The sequence below is a fragment of the Paraglaciecola polaris LMG 21857 genome (genome assembly GCF_000315055.1).
Classification (GTDB): domain Bacteria; phylum Pseudomonadota; class Gammaproteobacteria; order Enterobacterales; family Alteromonadaceae; genus Paraglaciecola; species Paraglaciecola polaris.
The window spans coordinates 1-17,690 of record NZ_BAER01000007.1; the positions used below are offsets into that span (position 1 = coordinate 1).

Sequence of the window (17,690 nt, forward strand, 5' to 3'; positions counted from 1 at the left end):
TTAACTAAGTTAATTGCAAGCCCCGCCTAGGGCGGGGGGTTCTTGTGATGTAACTGAGTATGCTTATTCATGCTCTGCGGCGCTAATTTTATGCTTAACCGTTAAGCTCGTTCGTTCTTGGGGGAGTCCATGACTACGTGAGTGGTAATAGTGTTTACTTGGGGCAGAGTACCGAGTATATCGGTGTGGAAGGTCTTATACGTTTTCAAATTTGAGGTTTCTACACGCAATATATACTCGAATGATCCGGTCACATTATGACACTCTTTGACTTCATTGGCGTTCGCTATGGCTTGTTCAAAGGCGTCTTGGGAGTCTTTAGTGTGTAGGCCTAAGCCAACGGTAACGTAGGCAATAAATCCGTTGCCTAGCAATTCGCTATCGAGTATCGCTCGATAGCCTTTAATGACACCGCTGTGTTCTAATTCTTGTACCCTTCGTAAGCAAGCCGAAGCGGATAAACCAATTTTTTCTGCTAACTCTGTATTGGCTATACGGCCATGCTTACTAAGCTCTTGCAATATTCTGTCGTTATATTTGTCTTTTTTGATCATTAGTTGTTCTTAAGTGGTTTATGTTGCAGTTAATAGCGCAGTAATTTTGTATTTTGCTCTTTATAATTGCACACATTCCCAGACAGAGAAACAATCGAAATGACCTTTGAAATATTGAGCGCGTTAATGCTTTTTGCTTTTGTGTCGTCCATTACCCCAGGGCCGAACAATCTTATGTTGATGGCTTCTGGGGCGAATTATGGTGTTAAACGTACCTTGCCCCACATGTTGGGAGTCGCGTCAGGTTTTACTTTGATGGTGGTGCTCGTTGGGTTAGGGATTATGCAGTTGTTTGACGCATTTCCTATCACATACACGGTTTTAAAAGTATTGAGCGTAACTTATTTACTGTATCTGGCGTATAAAATTGCCACTTCATCAAAGGCCGCACAAGGTAAATCGGCTACGGCTAAACCCATGACGTTTTTGCAGGCTGTGATGTTCCAATGGGTTAATCCTAAAGCGTGGACGATGGCGTTGACCGCAATCAGTGTTTATGCGCCATCAAAGAGTGTTGCCGCCGTAGTGATGGTTGCAGGAGTGTTCGGTGCGGTCAACTTACCCTGTATCAGTGGCTGGACTGTGTTAGGGCAAAAAATTCAAAGCTTTTTAACCAACAATAACCGTTTGAGAGTGTTTAATTTCACCATGGCAGGATTGTTGGTGACATCTTTGTACCCCATATTTCTCTAACAAGGATGCCGTTCAATAGATCTTCTGCAACTTTAAGCTCGGTATGCGTCAGCCTAATGTGGGCCTGTGTGAGATCATTAATCTCTTGTTAGTACTTCAAGTAATTCAATTTCGAAGGTTAAATCTGAATTAGGCGGGATCATATTACCGATTTGGCGTTCGCCATAGGCAAGATGTGCTGGCACCCATAATTTTCGCTTACCGCCTTCTTTCATGTCTTTTAGCCCTAAAATCCAGCCTTGTATGACACGTTTGTTACTTAGTACAATTTGCAAAGGTGCATCATTTTTATAAGAGCAGTCGAACTCGCTGCCATCTTCAAGGTAACCACGATAATGCACGGTAATGAGTGCTCCCCGTTGGGCTACTTTTCCATTTCCGGTTATTAAATCTTCTATTTTTAGCTCTTCTTGCATGTAAATTGTTCGCTTCCAACTGATATTGAACTGAGTTTATACCCAAACTCAAACCGTTTTCATAGAGACAGGTGTCAGATTGAGTGAGCAGTGATACTTACCGTGTCATCAATAAAACTCAGATGAACTTATGGGGGCGACACATCTGAACGCCATCCCATTCCTGACTCTTCCATTAAACGCTCATATACTCCCTCAACGTTTAGCGGCAGCCATTGTTGATAATTGGTTAGATCGCTGAATTCACTCAAGTCTACTGTTTCTTGAATTTCTGTCAGTGATTTACCGACAAGTGCACCTGCGGTAACTTGGCTGTATAGCTGAGTTAAGTAGCCTAGATAACGAGCGACATCTTGTTTATTTCCTATGTCGGCGTGCCCGCCAACGAAGGTGGTAAAGTCATATCCAAGTATCGCTTGGGTGGAATTGATCATACCCTGAATATCGTAGCTCCAGAGTTTTTTCCACGGCATCCTACCCACAATGATCCAGTCCACCACATAGAGCAACTTTTGCTGTTCGAATAACATACTGATAGATCCTCTACCATCATTCGGTCCATGGTAGGTGAGGCGCACGGTTTTGGACCCGAGGTTTAGCAGCATTTGATTTTCGAACGTTATATCTGGGGCGACGGTATTTGCCTTGGTATTATATATATCTTGCGCTGCAAGCTTGTGGGCAACAAATATGGTTTGTGGGTCGTCAAAAACTTCGGCACCGTAAATATGATCAGAATGGTTATGGCTGTAAACCACATACTTGATAGGCACATTGAAACGTTCATTTATTTGCGCTTTTAACCATGTGGCCGCAGCGGTATTCATTGGATCTGTTATAAGTGCTCCCTGTTTGGTGATCATAAAAACAGAGCGATGACGATCATCAATGAATCGATAAAGGTCGCCATCTAAGGTTTCAATTTCGTAACTTAAGGCTTGAAATGAGATGGATAAAAAACTTACCGCCAATAAAAGGCGTTTTAATAAGTAAGTTTGCATGGCGTAACCTTTCATGATGCATCCGTCATAATAAGAACGCCATACGCGTGAAATTATTTTACCCAGTTTGGCCTCACGAAATGCTAGTTAACATGGGCTACTTTAAGTCTAACTCGTGAAATTGCATTGAGCTGAGGGTCTCACGCATATTTTCCCGTTCACCATACTCTTTGTCGGCTTTGCGCTCATTAGTCGCAAGTAACTCATCGATTTTCTTTTGAAAAGCTTGGTATTCGGCTGTTTTCATATAATCCTTGTACTCAATTACTAACATTAAATCCGGCTCACCTTTTCGCGCGTTATTGGTTGCCAACACATGGTAATCTACAACGTGGCCTTCTTTTTTTGCATATTCATAAATTTGTTTCCAGCTTCCTGCTAGGTGATCCATATAATTTTCAAACTGACCGGGTAATACGTGGATGCCGTGTGCTTCCCAAACCGTGCCGTAAGAATAACTGGACTCTTGAGCCGCAGTCGATGTAGCAATAGATAGAGCTAAAATACTTGTTAGTAATGCCATTTTTATGTTTTTCATATCATCTACTCTTGTTGATATCACCTCACCCTGAGGTAATTTATTATTAAGCCTCACCCCTAAATATTTGGGTGTTGCATTGAATAAACGGGCGCTTAATATTAAGAATATTGATGACGAAAAAATTATTTAACCCGTGGCAGGCGTCACCAAAAAAACTATCAGTTTAGGTGATAGGTATCGCGCTCAACAAAAGACTAGGCTTTTTTTCATTTTTGAGGTTAAAAATAAGGTGTTTTTGAGGTCTTGTTAAGTTACCGCTAAATTAAAGCTGTGTTTTCAATGGGATATTTGTTCGTTATGTCTGCTTCTGCGAGATTAAGGTGCATTACACGCAGCTAACATGTATTGATTGTAGATGACCGCATAATCATGGGTTTTGGTACGTAATGCACTTTGCTCGCCAATGCGTAGCACATCACCAGTGCCTTTGAGCACTCGATAGCCACATTGTTGCTGAAGGTGCTCGAGTGGGTATTCAGCAAAATCAATTCCTGGTATAGAGATTGCTCGTCCAGCAAAAGCTAACAAGCGGAAATCTTTGTTCACGATTGCTTGTTGAGCATCGCTTTTTGGCTCCGCATTGACCGTCCAGCTCAAGGGATGATCATGTGAGATCATTTTGTTTTCTGACTCCCTAGCTCGTGCCAGAGCTACCTCATTGGTTTGCTCTGGCTGCTCAGTATCTGCGATTTTCGCCGCTGGTAAACAAGCGCATGCACTTAGTGTGCTAAGCGCGAGCATGGCGGGACCGATCAAAAAACGAGTCTTGGTCAATTTCAGCATAATGGAAACCGAGTTTGTCGGTTGCGCATTAACGAGATGACTCCTAGCAACCAAACCCAAAACAGACTGACAGCGCCACCGCCTCCTGAGCTGCTTGGTGTCGTAGGGGTCGTTGGCGCAGCGGCAGTTACGGTTACATTCAATGTCGCAATGCTGCTTAAGCTGCCATCACTTGCCACGTAAGTTAGACTGTCTACGCCCGAGAAACCCGTTTGAGGTTGATAGCTAATTTGGCTATCAGTAATGCTGACCGTGCCATTACCTGAGTAACTCACATCGCTTATAATCAGGGTATCACCGTCTATATCTGTGTCATTGCTCAAAACGTTGATGAGTGTGGCTGCGCTATCCTGCTGAACCGTTTCATTGTCATTGATGGCCTCCGGGGCATCGTTGACTGGATTGACCGAGATTAACAAAGCAAATGCGTTTGAGTCATCTATGCCATCGTTGACGGTCACCGAGACTGAAAGTGGGCCATTAAAATGCGTATCTGGGACGACAGTGGCGTTATTTTCCAGACTGTAATTAGCGCCGGCCTGTAAGGCAAAAGTGAAGTTATCTGGATACGACGAGTCTGGGTCTGTGACTTGTAAATCATCCAATGTGATAGTGACAGTGGCATCTTCGTTGACACTTAACACTGATTGTCCGTCGATAACAGGGGCAACGGATGTATTTCCTTGGGTAATAGTGAAACTAGCGGGATTGAGCGCATAAAATACGTTATCCACGCAGCTTATTTTAACCCTAGCGCGAGTCGTATTTGTATTGGGAGAAAATATGACATGTTCCCCATCATTTTCTGTGTTGCTGGCAAGGGGGCTGTCAAATACATTATCGCCGTCTAAATCGGCAGTGATATCGACCGACTGACAGTTGATAGGCGTGTTTTGTGTATCGGCCGTATTCCAACTAATCGTCTGCGCGGTATTGCCCTGCCACACGCTGGTTGAAATTGGCTGACTAACAGCGAATTCAGCTCCTGTGTCGACAACTTCAAGCGCCACGTCTGCTGTGTTAACCCCTCCTTGGTTATCTTTAACCGTTACTCTAAACGTTAAATCTCGAGTGGTAGTGGCATAAATTTCACCGAAGCTCACGGTATTGTTTAACACATCAGTGAGTGCCGGAAAATAGCGAAAGCTCTCACTCACAGCTGGATAGGAGCGGAATAACGGGTTGGCGCCATTATCACTGCGCATTTCACTGACGTTGGCGGTACCACCAATATCGCCGCCGGCATCGATTTGCTCCCAGGTGTAAGACAGAGTGCTATTGTCAGTAGCCTGCACATCAAGAATAAAAGGTGTACTGGCAGGGATAACATAGCGATTATTGGCTAATGTCAGGCTTGGAGCTGAGTTAGCCAAACTTGAAGTGGTGCCACATAAACGGCCTCGGCCAGAGTCCACGTAATCACGAATTTGCTCAACCGATCCGGCGTGAAAATAAGGCGAGCTGGTGTTTTGTATATTTTGTGCGCCGCAGATACCCGCGTACGACATAATGGTTGAGCCGCTGCCAGGCTCAAAAGCACTAGAAGCACTGCGCTGCTCTTCGTCGCAGGCATCTAAGTCTTGAGCGTTAAAAGAATGTTCGGCGTCGAGTTGATGGCCTAACTCATGGATCACCAAATCGATATAAAATCGCTCGCCTTGGGGGCTGGTATTGCCGGTGTAACCTTGGGCTTTATGAGTGTTGAGGCACACCACTCCCACAGATGCTAAGCCGCCAGGATTGGTGGCCAGCAAATGACCAATATCATAATTACTGCTGCCAACAGCGTCGTCGATAACCTGTTGGTTCGTCGTAAGATCGGCATTGGCGTCACTATTGGTATAAGGATCCGTGTCAGCATCGGTAAAAATAATATCGTCGTTATCCACTAACTCAAATTGTATTGCCGTATCGATCAACAATATCTGATTGACCCGATTGACTAAGGTTACCATTTCGGCGACAGCATCGGCTTTTGTACCGCCTGTGGCTTGGGTATATTCACCCGTAGCACTTAATGCTAGTCGATAGGTTGTCAGCGTATCCCCAGTGATTTTTTGTGCAGTGCTGGGCTCATCTTCTGTTTCATTATTGGCGGATACAGGAGATGAAAGTGAGTCGTCAATGCCTGATGGCAGTAAACTTTCGCCTTCAGAATCGAGGTAATAGTAGCTAATGTACTGCTCGTCGTTACTTTCAAATAAAGGAGACAGTAGTGCCCATTGATCCTGCTGGCGGAATATTCCCGTTAATCCTTTGTGCGTTAAGCTAAAACGGCCAATATTTTGTGGGGCATTAGCTTGCACGGCATTATAGGACATAAATTGCGGGTAACGCAGGGCTAAAGCTGATGACATCACGGTAGAAGGTGTGAGAATAAAATCAGCCAAAGTGCCATCAGGCAATGGAATGGCTAAGGTGATAGTGGTGCTTTTATCACTAAATTTTTGTTGCAAGACACGACTGTCGAGACTTTGATAGTTTCCGTTGGATGCCGCCACTTTTGCTTGTTCCGAAGGTGACGCTGATTTGCTTTTTGCTGATGCTGCCCATATTGATTCAGCGAATGCGTTAGTAAAGGCAACCGTACCTAAACTTGATACCACGACGAATAAAATGCGTTGCGCCATTCTATTTACAACTTGTCTATTGACTGTTTGCATAACACAACCTTGTATATTGACTGCCTAGGGGATACGCCCCGTTAAAGCTAAGCGGCCAGCTTAAAATTAAAGAACAGCCTCATCCTTGCTTGTTCTATTACACTTGATGCTGATAGAGCAAAATGCTCAGCCCGCACAATTTTGTGAATTTCATTCTAGTGATTAATTGAGAAACTTGTATCGGAAATTAGTCTGATACTCATCGTTTTATGCTGAACGGAATATGAATTGGATAAACAGATATTTTAATGAGGTAGAATAACGCGATTGATCCGTGCGGGTACTAGCGAGCATGAGTATTTATGACTAAACAAAAACAAGGCGAAAACGTGAATAAACTTAACTTCCCTCGTCTGTTTAAAACCGATTGTCCGCGTTGTTTACGCATGCGATATATCATTATTTGGGGCATATTAATGGGTTTGATGTATTTTGGATTTTGGACGGAGTAAAGAAATAATATGCAAGACGTAATACAAATTCGCGCATCGGCAAAGCGTAATGTGTTAACGACTAGCCTTGTTGGCATCATGGGATTAATTTTGAGTATCTTGATTTTTGCTTGGTTGCCCAAGTCATTTTTTTTAGCGGGTATATTTGTGACGAGTGCAGGCATAGTTGCGCTACTCATCGCCTGGTTTAAATTTCGCGAACCTATTTTTAGCATTGAACTGTCCCATGATTCGATTTGTTATCAGCACCGAAAAGGGCAGTGGTATGTGAGTTGGGAAAATATTCAGCGGATCGACGTACCCCGAGCGCATCGCGACTTGCAATTAGAAGACTTAAGTTTAGTCGGCATAAAACTTAAAGATTACCGGCCTTTTTTAACCACTACACCCATCAGGCTAATGATCCATCTTCTTATGGAGCAGCGGCCATTATTACTGCTTGGGAATAAGGCCGACAATGCCTCAGGAGAAAGCTTTAGTAACGATTTAGTTGAAGACGACAAGCATAAATTGCCCGACGGTACTGTGTTAACCGGTATTCAAGCGATGTTGGCAAATCGGATGACTAAACTGCGTCAGCGCCTCGGCTATGATTTATTTATTAGCGTATCTGAACTGGATCGAAGTGAACAAGAATTTGTCCAATTGCTTCGGGAATGCCAAGAGTTTGTCCAAAACAAAAGCAAGTAACTATTGGTGGGCCTTGGTTATGACTATGACGGACACTGGGCTTATTCCTGCATCCGTTGTTTTATTGCGTCAACTTGGGCAAGTATCGCATGTATATCGGTAATGATTCGATTAAGTGATGTTGCGACTTTGGGATATTGTTTACGTTTAAGTTGGGCTTCCAATTCAGCGCAACTAGCATGGAGCGCAGCTGCACCAGTATAACAACAAACCCCATGCAACGCGTGCACTATTTGTTGCAGTTCTTCGTATTGGCTTTGATTTTGTTGATGGGTGAATTTTTTGGCGAAATCCGGAAGTTGAAGTACAAACTGATCAAACAGATCCCGGGCTGCATCTGCGTTCTGGTTGGCGCGTTTTAACGCCAGTGACCAATCAAACACGTCTATTTGTATCTCCTCTTCATCTCCCTGATGGCACCATCGATTGATCAAATCGACTAAGTCAGATAGATCTAGCGGTTTAGGAAGGTAATCGTCCATGCCGCTGCTTAATAGCCGTTGCTGTTCTTCCTTAAACGCATGGGCGGTTACGGCAATAATGGGAGTGCCGAAGTTGAGTGGAGTGCCACGGATCAATTTTGTTGCCTGTAAGCCGTCCATGTTGGGCATTTGTACGTCCATCAAAATTAAATCGTATTCGTTTTCTTCACAGCAAGTTACCGCATCTTGACCACTATAGGCTTGATCGAGTACGAGGGGCGATGATTTTAACCAAGTACTTAATAGACGTAAGTTCATTTCCATATCATCCACAGCTAGCACTTTTACGCCGGGAAGATTTTGTAAGCGTTGTTGCAACTCATTGACCGGATCTTGTGCCGGTTTGTGCATGATTTCTGTTAACTTCCCCGGTGTTAGTGGTAAACGCATTTGCACAGAAAATTGCGATGCTCGTTGTGACAAGCGGTTACAGGATTCTTGGCCGGAGCACAGCAATACTTTGTGAGTGGCGTTGATATTGTCCGCGCATTCTAGGGCTTGCTCACTGGATAACTGCTCTTGAGGATGCACACATAAGATAAGGTAATCAAATTCTTGGCTGCAGGTACCTAAGAACGTAATAGAGTCCGCGCTTGTTACATGGGCCCCCAGAGAGCGCAGTAATTTGCTCGCAGTGAAACGTGCATTGGGGTAAGGGTCAAATAATAATACCTGTTTATCATACCATTCACTTTTGGCTGAAATACTGGGTTTGGTATTCAAAATATTCATTCTTATGGTGACATTAAATACACTGCCTTGGCCGGGGGCACTTTGTAATGTCAGTTGACCATGCATTAATTTAACAAGCTCTTTGCAGATAACTAAACCCAAACCGGTACCTTGATACGAGCGATTCAAAGCATCGTCCACCTGGGAAAAGGCGGTAAACAACTTGCGTTTGTCTTCCCGGCTGATACCAATACCTGTATCTTCAATCCTGATCGTCAATTCAAAAATACCGTGTTCTAACACTCGGCCCGAAGCCGACAAGCCAATGTGACCTTGGTCGGTGAATTTAAGGGCATTGCCCAAGAGATTATTGAGTATCTGACGTATACGGAAACTGTCACCAATCAACTTGAGTGGCAAAGGCTCAATGTCGTAGACAAATTCCAACTCTTTTAAATGAGCCGACTTTGCCATGATGCCGATCATTTCTTCGAGCAATTCGTTGATTGAAAAGGGGTGGCTATTAATGTGCAGTTTGCCCGCTTCAATTTTCGATACGTCTAATACGTCGTTGACTATAGTCATTAAATTATCGGCGGCAGCGTTAATGATATTGATTTGTTCATGCTTGTCGGCGGCAAGGTTACTTTGTTGTAATTCTTTACTAAATCCCAGTATCGCGTTTAACGGCGTCCGGATTTCGTGACTCATGTTGGCCAGAAATTGTGATTTCACATTGCTGGCGGCAACCGCTGCTTTGCGCGCTATGTCCAAGCGCACGTTTTGCTCTTCCACTAATTCGATGTTATTACGTAAGTCATTCGTGGCTTGTTGTACTTCAAGCTCCAATTGATGGCGACTCTTGTCCATAAGAGCCAAAGAAAACAGGGCTGATTCGAAGAACACGCCAAATTGGAAACAATAGGTAGTGAATATGTTAGAGGGCAATATATCCACCAGACTAAACATACCGATTAATGCGCAAGCCGCTAAAATGGTCCAAGCAAAAATGAAATACCGAGCTGCATAAAATTGATTCGAATAGCTTTCGAATCCAGCATAGGTGTAACAGCTAATGGCTAACATACTGACCACATATACAGATGCATTTTGCCAACACGGGTGGGAACAAATTAACTAAAGAGCACGCCCCCATGACGGCTAACAAAGTAATACTGACCTTGATAAAAGGCAGAGTTTTAGGCGCGGTGTGTTTGGCTTCTAAAAAGATCAAGGTGAAAATACCCGAACCGATACCAATTAACACAAAAATGATGTCGGTATGCATATCGAACCAGTGAGACAGCCCCTGGGGGAACATCATATTGGCATGGCCGCCCCAGACAAATTGCCAAACAAGAACCGTGCATATATAACCTACGTAAGCTAACAAACTTGCTTCTCTAAGGGCGAAATACACCACTAAGTTATAGATCGCCAATATGATTAGGCCACCGTAAAATAGACCCCATAACAAGTTGTCATAAAAATTTTGTATTTCGTGGGAATCCGCAGATTGAATCGTCACGGGGGCAACTAGGCTACTATGCTGGCTTTGTAATCGAACAAAAAGCTCTACCGTTTGTGCATAGGGCAGGTCGACTTTCATGACGGGCAAACGGTAGTGAGACGGTAGTCCAAATTTACCTTGAAAGCTTGAAGCAATGACTTGACCGTCTTGCAGGATATACATGTCAACATTATCGAGTTGTGAAAATGCCACGCTGACGACCCATTTATCAGTGGTTGTCACGTTGCTCAAGGTGGTATAAAGCCAGAGACCATGTTCTGAAAAACCATAATTGGGGTTGCCGCCAGAATGCCAAACAAACTGAGATAGTGAATTTCGCGCTTGGGTGACACTGAGCTCAGCACCGGATTCGTGCAGCACACTGATTGATGAGGATAAGCTCACTTCATGTTCTTTTGATATAAGCTGCACCAAGCTTTCTAACTGCTGAGCTATGGCTGAAGACGAAACGCCTAATGTGAGACAAACCAATAATGCGCGCCAAATGTGCATAACGGTTTTAGATGTATAATTAGGCCTCAAGGTGACTCCTGCTGAGCTAAACGGATCGGTTAACTTGAATTGATAATGATTTCCTTATTGGCGACAATCGTTGTAGCCCTAAGGATAGATATCTTTATAATTGTTATGTTTTTATCAACATTGGAAATAATCTATGACACTTCGCCGTTTGATTCTACTCTCTTTTATCAGTTTTCCTGGCTTGGCTGATACTTTGCCCCTGGACAAGCTTCATTTACCTGACGGATATAAAATAGACATCTATGCGTCTGATGTGAAAAATGCCCGACAAATGGCGTTGAGCGATAATGGGATTTTATTTGTCGGCAGCCGCGAAGGCGGTGTAATTAGTGCTGTCATCGATAAAGACCATGATGGTAAGGCCGATGAGGTGCTGATCATAGCCAAGGACTTAACTATGCCATCGGGTATCGCCATTAAAGACGGTGACTTATATGTGGCACAAGTAAGCCAAATTGTTAAATACTCGGAAATTGAAAAAAACTTCCGGGCCTTGCCCGCACCTGAAGTTGTTATCGATGGCTTACCGGATAAAAAACATCATGGTTGGAAATACATCGATTTTGGACCGGATGATTGGCTGTACCTACCTATAGGTGCGCCGTGTAATATTTGCCAAACCAATGGCGGTGACAAATTTGATAATCCAGAGTTCGCATCGATCCTGAAGTATAACTTGAAAAGCAAAGAGCGGGTTTGGGTTGCCAAAGGTGTGCGCAACAGCGTGGGCTTTGACTGGCATCCGCAAACTAAGCAAATGTGGTTCAGTGATAACGGCCGTGACATGATGGGGGATGATATTCCTCCATGTGAAATTAACCGTGTGGACGACGAAGGTGCACATTATGGGTATCCCTATTTCCATGCAGGGACAATCGCAGATCCTGAATTTTCGGTGGATAAAAACCCTGAAGATTATGTCGCACCGGCATTCAATTTAGGTGCGCATGTTGCCCCACTTGGGATCCATTTTTACCACGGTGATATGTTCCCTGAATCAGCGCAAAATAATTTGTTCGTCGCTGAGCATGGTTCCTGGAATCGCAGTAAAAAATCGGGTTACAAGGTGATGCGTGCCGTATTAAAAGACAATGAAATCGTTGATTACCAACCCTTCATCGAGGGTTGGTTGCAAGCAGATGAAACCTCTTGGGGACGGCCAGTTGCATTACTGACCATGCCGGACGGAAGTCTGTTGGTATCAGATGATTTCGCGAATGTTATTTATAGGGTAACCTACCAGAAGTAATTCATTTTTACGTTCAAAAGCGAGGGCAAAAATTATGTTTTGCCCTACAAAAAATAAAAACAGCGGTCGATACAGCACACTATGAGTCAAGAAATTATTATTAATAAAGATGGCATCGAACAGCTTCCGATGCGTCGTTTCACTGAAGAGTCCTATCTCAACTATTCCATGTACGTCATCATGGACAGGGCTTTACCCCATATCGGTGACGGCTTAAAGCCGGTGCAACGACGTATTGTGTATGCGATGTCAGAGCTTGGCTTAAGTAACAACGCAAAATATAAAAAATCAGCCCGCACCGTAGGCGACGTGTTAGGTAAGTTCCACCCTCACGGAGACTCAGCCTGTTATGAAGCTATGGTGCTAATGGCCCAGCCGTTTTCATATCGTTATCCTTTGGTTGACGGTCAAGGAAACTGGGGGGCGCCAGATGATCCGAAATCGTTTGCTGCCATGCGCTACACCGAATCTCGTTTGTCTAAATTCAGTGAAGTACTGCTCACTGAGTTAGGCCAAGGTACCGTGGATTGGCAGCCTAACTTTGATGGCACTATGGATGAGCCAAAGATACTGCCCGCTCGATTACCACATATTTTGCTCAATGGCATCACAGGTATTGCGGTTGGCATGGCTACAGACATTCCGCCGCACAATGTGCGTGAAGTGGCAAATGCCTGTGCGCATTTACTCGATAACAGCAAAGCAGAACTGAGCGAATTACTCGAGTTTGTGCAAGGGCCCGATTACCCTACTGACGCTGAAATCATTACGCCGAAAAGCGATATTCGTAAAATGTATGAAACCGGTCGCGGCTCGATAAAAATGCGGGCTGTGTATTACGAAGAAGCCGGCGATATTATTATTACTGCACTGCCGCATCAAGCGTCCGGGGGAAAGGTTCTAGAACAAATCGCAGCCCAAATGCAAGCTAAAAAGTTGCCTATGGTCAGTGATCTACGTGATGAGTCTGATCATGAAAACCCCACGCGCTTATTGATTACGCCGCGCTCCAATCGGGTTGATATCAAGCAATTAATGCAGCACCTTTTTGCGACCACCGACCTAGAAAAAAGCTACCGAGTTAATATCAATATGATTGGGTTAGACGGTCGGCCGCAAGTCAAAGATTTACGGATGATTTTGGCTGAGTGGTTGAGCTTTAGAAAAGATACGGTGATCAGGCGCTTGCAGTATCGTTTAGATAAAGTGTTAGCGCGCTTACATATTTTAGAAGGCTTGATGATCGCCTTTTTAAATATCGATGAAGTGATCCGCATCATTCGATACGAAGACAAACCGAAGCAAGTCCTAATCGACACCTTCTCACTGTCTGATATTCAAGCCGAAGCTATTCTTGAATTAAAACTACGTCATTTAGCTAAGCTCGAAGAAATGAAAATTCAAGGTGAACAAGACGCGCTCGCCAAAGAACGAGATGAGCTTCAAATTCTGCTTGGTTCAGACCGTCGTTTAAAAACCTTGATTAAAAAAGAAATTCTGGCTGCTGCCGAAATGTATGGCGATGACAGACGCTCGCCCATCATCGAACGTTCTGAAGCTAAAGCGTTGAGCGAAAAAGAATTGATCCCGTCTGAAGCGGTAACCGTGGTGTTATCTGAAAAAGGCTGGGCCCGTTGTGCCAAAGGCCATGATGTTGATGTTGAAGGCCTTAGTTATAAAGCCGGAGATAAGTATCTCGCGAGCAGCAAAGGACGCAGTAATCAGCAAGCTGTCTTTATGGATACTTCGGGTAGGGCATTTTCATGTGATGCCCATGTATTGCCTTCAGCGCGAAGCCAAGGTGAGCCGATCACGGGGCGCTTTGGTATCGTCAGTGGCGAAAGTGCTGAGCATGTGGTGATGGGGCAAGATGATCAAAAGTACCTTATTGCCTCAGATGCGGGTTACGGTTTTGTGGGTAAGTTTGCTGATATGATCAGCAAAAATCGTGCAGGTAAAGCCTACCTATCGTTGCCCAAAGCCGCAAAAGTCATTTCTCCTCAGCCAGTTCAAGATTTAGCATCGGATTGGTGTTTAGCCATATCGAATGAAGGCCGCATGCTTATGTTTCCCCTACGTGATTTACCCAGCTTAGGTAAAGGTAAAGGTAACAAGATCATCAGCATTCCATCGGCTAAATCTCAATCACGGGAAGAATACGTCAAAGTGCTCACTGTGGTTCCCCAAGGGGCCAATGTGAAAATACTGGCAGGTAAACGCGGTATGACCTTAACAGCGGAAGACCTCACTCATTATCAAGGAGAGCGAGGACGACGAGGTAACAAGTTACCTCGCGGCTTACAGCGCGTTGATGGCATCGAAGTCGAGACCGGTGGGACGAGTGAAAGCTCTCTGGAAACAGATATCGATTTACCCGGCGAACCGCAAATTTAAAGCCCCATAGTTGGCTATATGAAAAGTTATATAGCCAACGTTTATCCGCCACAAGGAAACATCATGCAATTTGCCCTTCTCATTTTTGCACTTATCACTTTTTCATCCGCTATCAGTGCTGTGCAGGTCGACACTCAATTTGGTGCGTTATCGGGCGATATTGATACTCAATCCACGATTACATCCTTTAAAGGGATCCCCTTCGCCGCGCCTCCTGTAGGCGAGCTTCGTTGGCAGCCACCTCAACCTGTTGAACCATGGGCAGGTGTGCGAGACGCCAAACATTTTGCTGCTAGGCCGATGCAGAACCCTATTTACAGCGATATGCAATTTCGCTCGCAAAGCATCAGTGAAGATAGTTTGTACCTTAATGTTTGGACACCAGAGGCAGATAGTAAACGTAAGCTACCTGTGTTGTTGTACTTCCATGGCGGCGGCTTTATTGCCGGCAGTGCTGATGAGAAACGCTACGATGGTGTTTCAATGGCGCAAAAAGGCATAGTGGTGGTAACCGCAAATTACCGCCTTGGAGTGTTCGGATTTTTTGCGCATAAAGGGCTATCAAATGCATCTGGTTATCAAGGTTCGGGTAATTATGGGCTGATGGATCAGCAAGCCGCGTTAAAATGGGTGGCAGAGAATATTGAAAATTTTGGCGGTGATCCTAAACGTATCACCATCGCAGGTGAGTCTGCTGGATCAATATCGGTTAGTGCCTTGCTGGTGGCTCCTTCCACCAAACCTTATATAGCGGGAGCGATAGGTGAAAGTGGCTCGATTGTGGGGCCGCCATTAGATCCCCTTACGCTTGATGCTGCCGAACAGTATGGAGACAAAATACTACAGGCAGTGATTAAGGATGTGTCCTCAACAAATTCTGCGCTTAATATTGAAAAAAATATTGCCGCACTGCGAAAGATGCCAGCCCAAATTCTGTTAGATAAAGTGACTAAAGGGGGCTTTATTTATTTCAAGCCTACGATAGATGGTCGTTTTCTGCCAGCCTCTCCTGACGCGTTATACGCCCAGGGTAAACAAGCGAAGGTACCTCTGCTTGTTGGGGATAACTCACAAGAAGGCAGCTACCAGCAGATCATGGTCGATGGGGCGCCAACAGTGGATCATTATCTAGACAAGATTAAACGCCTTTACCCTAATAATTTCAAAACGGTTATGCAACTTTACCCCGGGCAGAACAGCGCGCAAGTGAAAGCATCGGCGCAGGCTTTGGCGAGCGACCGTTTTATGGGCTTTGCAACGTATAATTGGGCATATCAAAACCGTCAAACTAACCAAGCTGCAAGCTATTACTATTTTTATGACCATGTGCGCCCAGCCTTGGTAGGGGCGAAAAAAGTAGTGCAGGCCAACCAACCTAGGGGGGCTGTACACTCTGCTGAAATTGAGTATGCCTTAGGGAATTTGCAGGTTAACCCACTTTATGAGTGGCAAAAAGAAGATCACCAAGTGTCCACTACCATGCAGCAATATTTTGCCAATTTTATCAAAAGTGGTAACCCTAATTTGACTAACGAGGATACAAAAAATTTGCTGCCATGGCCCGAGTTTTCGAGTCAAAAGCGATTGGTTATAAAATCAGAACCTGAAGTTGAAGATATGGGTTATATAGACGCACGTCATGCCTTTCATCGTCGATATTATGCAACGCAATAATCCCTAAAGAGCAACCCTGATCACCGTATACGCGAATAAAAGGTTGCTCATCACAGCGAGTTCTACCGTGGAAAATAAATTTAAAAAAGAATATATAGTGGTGGCGCAAAATGCCTCTGGGCGCAATATGAATGTGCCTTTGTACCGATTTATCGGACAGCAACCTGGGCCAAAGGTTTATATTCAAAGTTCCATACACGGTGCTGAGGTGCAAAATATGTAAAATAAATAATAAGGATACTTTTTGATTTTTTTTTGTCTTCTACTACATTTAGTAAATAAGTGCGATCATTAGAAAACAAGATACATGGCCAAGAAAAAAGATGAAAGACTGAAAGTTACAAATGCTCAGGATTCAAAATCTTCGGCCGTCACTGATTGTGAATTTCCTGCATACGAACCATTCATTATTGTCCAAACACCACATGATCCTAGATCATTCAAAATATGGTTCGAAAAAAACGACGAACATATGGTGAATTCACGTAAATCAAACATCCGTATTTGCAAAGGTATGAAGTCTAAAAGTTGGATCGTTTCTGACTGGCTAAACATTCCTAAAAGTCTATCTAATGAGGTAGCTAGAGCCTTTTCACTTTGGGCAAAACGAGAACTCCCTTCATATAGCGCGATTTGCAATGCTATGAGTCAGGTATGCGCTTTTATGAGCTTTCTCAATGAAAAGTCACCTATAACTGAAATATCAGAATTTGATACTGAACTATTCATAGATTTTGAAAAAGTATTAGGACACAGAGCTAGTTATTTTAAACCAATATTTTCCTTACACCCGAAAATTGACTGGAAGCGGCTTCATTACTCATTGAAAAAAAAGAGGATATTGGAAAGTAATCATAAGCCTACCAGCAACTTACTCGATGAAGATTCGGCATTTTCATTAGCTGAATATTCAGAAAGAGAGCATTTTCAAATAGTTGGCTACGCTATGCATCGTTTAGAGTTAATAAGAAAGCGGCGGCAAGAGTTATCTAAGGCCAACGCTAATCCGTTAAAAAAGATAGGTTGCTACCTAAACGATTCCTACCCAACTACCAATCCGTGCAAAACTGATTTCCTAAAAGGCAGAAGTGCTGCGTCTAGAATACGCCGATTACATGACAGCGACCCAAAACGAGCGATAGAGCTGCTCCATCTAAATATGCTTATTTTAATTAAGGATGAAAATAGCGGAAGGACATCTATATCTAATAGAATCAATAATTTAAGGCAAAATAAGGGACCGTTTGGAAAAAACTTATTTACTGACTATCTTTCACATGTCGCAGAATTGTACGAACCAACTAACTTATCTGTAGCACCAACCGAGAGGAAGGGATTTAAAGATTATACCAAAATACTTTTAATGAAAGCTC

General features: G+C 43.8%; 13 protein-coding genes and 2 pseudogenes. 8 read left to right on the plus strand and 7 right to left on the minus strand.

Annotation, left to right across the window (positions count from 1 at the left end; all coding sequences use genetic code 11):
• Positions 1-101: 101 nt before the first annotated feature.
• Positions 102-554, minus strand: a complete 453-nt coding sequence (locus GPLA_RS00615) for an Lrp/AsnC family transcriptional regulator (protein ID WP_007102855.1) — start codon at positions 552-554, stop codon at positions 102-104.
• Between the two features lie 99 nt (positions 555-653).
• On the opposite strand from GPLA_RS00615, the gene GPLA_RS00620 reads away from it, so the two are divergent.
• Positions 654-1,247, plus strand: a complete 594-nt coding sequence (locus GPLA_RS00620) for a LysE family translocator (RefSeq protein ID WP_040513589.1) — start codon at positions 654-656, stop codon at positions 1,245-1,247.
• Between the two features lie 77 nt (positions 1,248-1,324).
• On the opposite strand, the gene GPLA_RS00625 is transcribed toward GPLA_RS00620, so the two are convergent.
• From GPLA_RS00625 to GPLA_RS00645, 5 genes are all read right to left on the minus strand, one after another.
• Positions 1,325-1,663 carry an FKBP-type peptidyl-prolyl cis-trans isomerase gene (locus GPLA_RS00625; protein WP_007102858.1) on the minus strand — a complete coding sequence of 113 codons (339 nt, stop codon included), beginning with the start codon at positions 1,661-1,663 and terminating at the stop codon, positions 1,325-1,327.
• A 128-nt stretch (positions 1,664-1,791) separates the two neighbouring features.
• Positions 1,792-2,679, minus strand: coding sequence for an MBL fold metallo-hydrolase (locus GPLA_RS00630; protein ID WP_007102859.1), 888 nt, complete (start codon positions 2,677-2,679; stop codon positions 1,792-1,794).
• 82 nt (positions 2,680-2,761) lie between these two features.
• Complete coding sequence (locus tag GPLA_RS00635) at positions 2,762-3,202, minus strand: hypothetical protein (protein ID WP_007102860.1); 441 nt, start codon at positions 3,200-3,202, stop codon at positions 2,762-2,764.
• 318 nt (positions 3,203-3,520) lie between these two features.
• On the minus strand, positions 3,521-3,988 hold the full coding sequence (locus GPLA_RS00640) for a hypothetical protein (protein ID WP_040513591.1): 468 nt from the start codon (positions 3,986-3,988) through the stop codon (positions 3,521-3,523).
• A complete protein-coding gene (locus GPLA_RS00645; protein WP_007102863.1) occupies positions 3,982-6,651 on the minus strand; it encodes a reprolysin-like metallopeptidase in 2,670 nt (889 codons plus the stop codon). Before GPLA_RS00645 ends, GPLA_RS00640 begins: the two co-directional genes overlap by 7 nt.
• A 302-nt stretch (positions 6,652-6,953) precedes the next feature.
• Between GPLA_RS00645 and GPLA_RS23645 the strand changes: the two genes are divergently transcribed.
• Together GPLA_RS23645 and GPLA_RS00650 are read left to right on the plus strand one after the other, a co-directional pair.
• A complete protein-coding gene (locus tag GPLA_RS23645; protein ID WP_007102864.1) occupies positions 6,954-7,103 on the plus strand; it encodes a hypothetical protein in 150 nt (49 codons plus the stop codon).
• A gap of 9 nt (positions 7,104-7,112) precedes the next feature.
• Positions 7,113-7,793, plus strand: a complete 681-nt coding sequence (locus tag GPLA_RS00650) for a DUF2982 domain-containing protein (RefSeq protein WP_007102865.1) — start codon at positions 7,113-7,115, stop codon at positions 7,791-7,793.
• A 41-nt stretch (positions 7,794-7,834) separates the two neighbouring features.
• Here the strand turns inward: GPLA_RS00650 and GPLA_RS23785 are convergent.
• Positions 7,835-10,970, minus strand: a pseudogene (locus GPLA_RS23785) (7TM diverse intracellular signaling domain-containing protein).
• 163 nt (positions 10,971-11,133) lie between these two features.
• Here GPLA_RS23785 and GPLA_RS00660 point away from each other — a divergent pair.
• From GPLA_RS00660 to GPLA_RS00680, 5 genes and pseudogenes are all read left to right on the plus strand, one after another.
• The gene (locus tag GPLA_RS00660) at positions 11,134-12,249 is read left to right on the plus strand and encodes a PQQ-dependent sugar dehydrogenase (protein ID WP_007102866.1); all 1,116 of its coding nucleotides are present in this window, start codon (positions 11,134-11,136) and stop codon (positions 12,247-12,249) included.
• 81 nt (positions 12,250-12,330) lie between these two features.
• On the plus strand, positions 12,331-14,643 hold the full coding sequence (parC, locus tag GPLA_RS00665; protein WP_007102868.1) for a DNA topoisomerase IV subunit A: 2,313 nt from the start codon (positions 12,331-12,333) through the stop codon (positions 14,641-14,643).
• Positions 14,644-14,706: 63 nt separating this feature from the next.
• Positions 14,707-16,317 (plus strand): carboxylesterase/lipase family protein, encoded by a 1,611-nt coding sequence (locus tag GPLA_RS00670; RefSeq protein ID WP_007102869.1) that lies wholly within the window; start codon positions 14,707-14,709, stop codon positions 16,315-16,317.
• Between the two features lie 67 nt (positions 16,318-16,384).
• Positions 16,385-16,531 (plus strand): annotated as a pseudogene (locus tag GPLA_RS00675) (peptidase M14); the annotation flags it as partial.
• A gap of 93 nt (positions 16,532-16,624) precedes the next feature.
• A partial coding sequence (locus tag GPLA_RS00680) for a hypothetical protein (protein WP_040513595.1) occupies positions 16,625-17,690 on the plus strand: 1,066 nt, incomplete at its 3' end.